Genomic DNA, 3,024 nt, shown 5'->3' with positions numbered 1-3,024 from the left:
TCGACCACGGTGACGATGCGGACGCGCAGATTGAGCACGCCCGCGATCTCGCGCGAGGACAAGGGCACGCGGGTGACGCGCTCGGGCATGAACGCGTCCTGGACCCGGTAGATCGGCAGGCCGAACAGCTGGCCGCCGATCATCGCGGTGACGTATTCGACCATGGCGCCTTCGCCCGTCTGCATCTTCTTGTTCATCTTTGCGTCTCCTCTCGTCCCGCTCATGCCGCCGCCCGGTTCAGCTCGGAGGCGCCGGCGGCGCCCGCGGTCTGTTCCTTCAGCGCCGCGATCAGACCGGGACGGTCGAACTTGGCGACATAGTCGTGGAAGCCGGCCTGACGGCCGCGCTCGATCGCCGCCGGCGACACCAGCGCGGACAGGCCGATGATCGGCATCGAGCCGAGATTGTTGTCGGAGCGAATGGTCTCGGCGAACTCGAACCCGTTCATGTCGGGCATCTCGATGTCTGTCAGGACCACGTCGAAGCTCTGGGCGCGCAGTGCCGCGAGGCCCTCCTGCGCGGTCGGCGCGGTGCGGACGCGGTAGCCGGCCGCTTTCAGCACCGGCGCCAGCATGTTGCGGAAGAACGCTGAGTCGTCGACCAGCAGCACCGACTGCGAGTGCATCGACGGCTTCATCTCCTTGCGGGTGAACCAGTCGGCGAACGCCATCGGCAGGAAGTGGCCGACGTCGATCACCTCGGTGGCCTGACCCTTGATCACGGCCGAGCCGAGGATGCCGGAGGCGGAGCCGCCGACCTCGATGTTGAGCCGTTCCTCGACGATGTCGATGATCTCGTCGACGACGAGGCCCATGGAGCGGCCGTCGTCGGCGAACACCAGGATCGGCTGGGCGCCCTGGGAAGCAATGGTGACGCTCTCCATGGCGACGAGCGGCATCAGCTGCTCGCGGTACTGCACCATGTAGCGGCCGTTGCTGAACTCGATCTTGTCGGCGGGCAACTCTTCCAGGCGCGTGACGAGGCCAAGCGGGACCGCCTTGGGCTGCGACGAGCCGGCGCGGAAGACGAGCAGCGAAGTGGTCTGCTCGCCACTTCCGATGTGATGCGCGCCGTTCTCGTCGCCCATGTCATGGGCCGAGGAGCCGGCGGCGCCGAGCGCCTTGGCAATGCCGTTGGGGTCGATGATCATGATCACCGCGCCATCGCCCAGGATGGTGTTGCCGGAGAACATGTCGATGTGACGCAGCTTGGTCGACATCGGCTTGACGACGATTTCTTCGGTGTGGAACACGCCGTCGACGACGATGCCGAAGGTCTGGCTGCCGACTTGCGTCACCACGATGAAGCCGTTCTCGGGATCGGAGGCGGCGCCGTCGTCGATCTTCAGCAGCTTCTTCAGATGGATCAGCGGCAAGAGCTTGTTGCGCAACCTGAGGACCGCGGTGTCCTTGATGCGCTCGATGCGGTGCTCAGAGTTGGCGCGGGCCCGCACCAGCTCGACCACCGAGAGCTGCGGGATCGCAAAACGGTCGCCGGCGGCCTCGACGATCAGGGCGGAGACGATGGCGAGCGTCAGCGGGATCTTGATGGTGACGGAGCTTCCCTCGCCGGCCACCGACTTGATGTCGATGGTGCCGCCGATCTGGTCGATATTGGTGCGCACCACGTCCATGCCGACGCCGCGGCCCGAGACCGAGGTGATGGCCGCCGCGGTGGAGAAGCCCGGCGCGAAGATGAACTTGTGGATCTGGGCTTCGCTCATCTTCTCGAGCTCGGCCTCGGTGACGAGACCGCTAGAGATCGCCTTGGCCTTGATCTTCTCGGTGTTGAGGCCGCGGCCGTTGTCGGCGATGCAGATGATGATGTGGCCGCCCTCGTGATAGGCGGACAGGCGGATGGTGCCCTGCTCGCCCTTGCCGGACGCGAGACGCTCGGCGGGGGTCTCCAGGCCATGATCGGCGGAGTTGCGCACCATGTGGGTGAGCGGGTCCTTGATCAAATCGAGCACCTGGCGGTCGAGCTCGGTGTCGGCGCCGTGCATCTCCAATTCGATCTGCTTGCCGAGTTCGCTCGAGAGGTCGCGGACGATGCGGGGCAGTTTCTGCCAGGCATTGCCGATCGGCTGCATGCGCGTCTTCATGACGCCTTCCTGCAGCTCGGCGGTGACGTTGGACAGGCGCTGCAACGGCACCTTGAACTCGGTGTCCTCGTTGCGGCGGGAGATCTCCAGCAGCTGGTTGCGGGTCAGGACCAGCTCGGAGACCATGGTCATCAGATGCTCCAGCGTATCCACGTTGACGCGGATCGACTGGTTGGCGATGCGGTCGCCTTCGCTGGCGCCCTCGTCGGCCATCGACTTCTTCGGCGCGGCCTTCTCCTTGGCGGGCTTTGCGTCCTTGGCGGCTTCCTTGGCAACGGGTGCGGGCGCTTCAGCGGCCGGCGCGGGCTCGGCCTTGGCTTCAGCCTTGGCGACGGGCGCGGGCGTCGGCGCCTCGATCGCGGTCTCGCGGAAGGCGCGCTCGAGCTCGTCGAGCGAGACCTCGCCCGGACGCAGCGGGCGCTCCAGGGTCTGGTCGATCAGCGTGCCGGAGGTCAGGTTTGCCGGCTCAGCGGCGGCCGGAGCTTCCGGCACCAGCGGCGGAGCCTCGGCAACGGGAGCGGCACTTCCAGCCGCCATCGCCGCCATGCCCTGCTCGACCATCGCTTCCAGCTGATCGATCAGGTCGCGGTCATTGCCCTCGGGCTCGGCCTCGGTCGCTTCGAGGCCTGCCAGAATCTCCTTGATGCGATCGATCGAGGACAGGATCACCGTCACCGCTTCGGCCTTCACCGGCATGCCGTCGCGGAATTTGCCCATCAACGTCTCGCCGGCATGCGCCAGCGCTTCAAGCCGCGGCAATCCGAGGAAGCCGCAGGTGCCCTTGATGGTGTGGACCAGGCGGAAGATGTTATCCAGGATCTTGGCGTTGTTCGGCTCCTGCTCGAACTTCACCAACTGATTGTCGACGGTGTCCAGGCTCTCGCTGGTCTCCGTCAAAAACTCCCGCAACAGATCATCCATGA

2 protein-coding genes are annotated in these 3,024 nt (G+C 65.9%); both read right to left on the bottom strand.

What is annotated here, in order from left to right; genetic code table 11:
- On the bottom strand, window positions 1-197 hold a 197-nt coding region (locus tag AABA86_RS32845; RefSeq protein WP_338309709.1), incomplete at its 3' end, for a chemotaxis protein CheW.
- Window positions 198-220: 23 nt separating this feature from the next.
- Window positions 221-3,022: a hybrid sensor histidine kinase/response regulator gene (locus tag AABA86_RS32840; protein WP_212252329.1), complete on the bottom strand. Its 2,802-nt coding sequence runs from the start codon at window positions 3,020-3,022 to the stop codon at window positions 221-223.
- Between the last annotated feature and the right edge of the window lie 2 nt (window positions 3,023-3,024).

It is taken from the genome of Bradyrhizobium sp. TM233 (assembly GCF_036247965.1).
GTDB classification, from domain to species: domain Bacteria; phylum Pseudomonadota; class Alphaproteobacteria; order Rhizobiales; family Xanthobacteraceae; genus Bradyrhizobium; species Bradyrhizobium ottawaense.
This window is presented reverse-complemented; position numbering and strand designations above follow the sequence as displayed.

What these genes read in the sequence shown, in the direction of transcription:
- AABA86_RS32840 (WP_212252329.1), bottom strand. Translation starts at nt 3,022, where the DNA reads ATGGATGATCTGTTGCGGGAGTTTTTGACGGAGACCAGCGAGAGCCTG.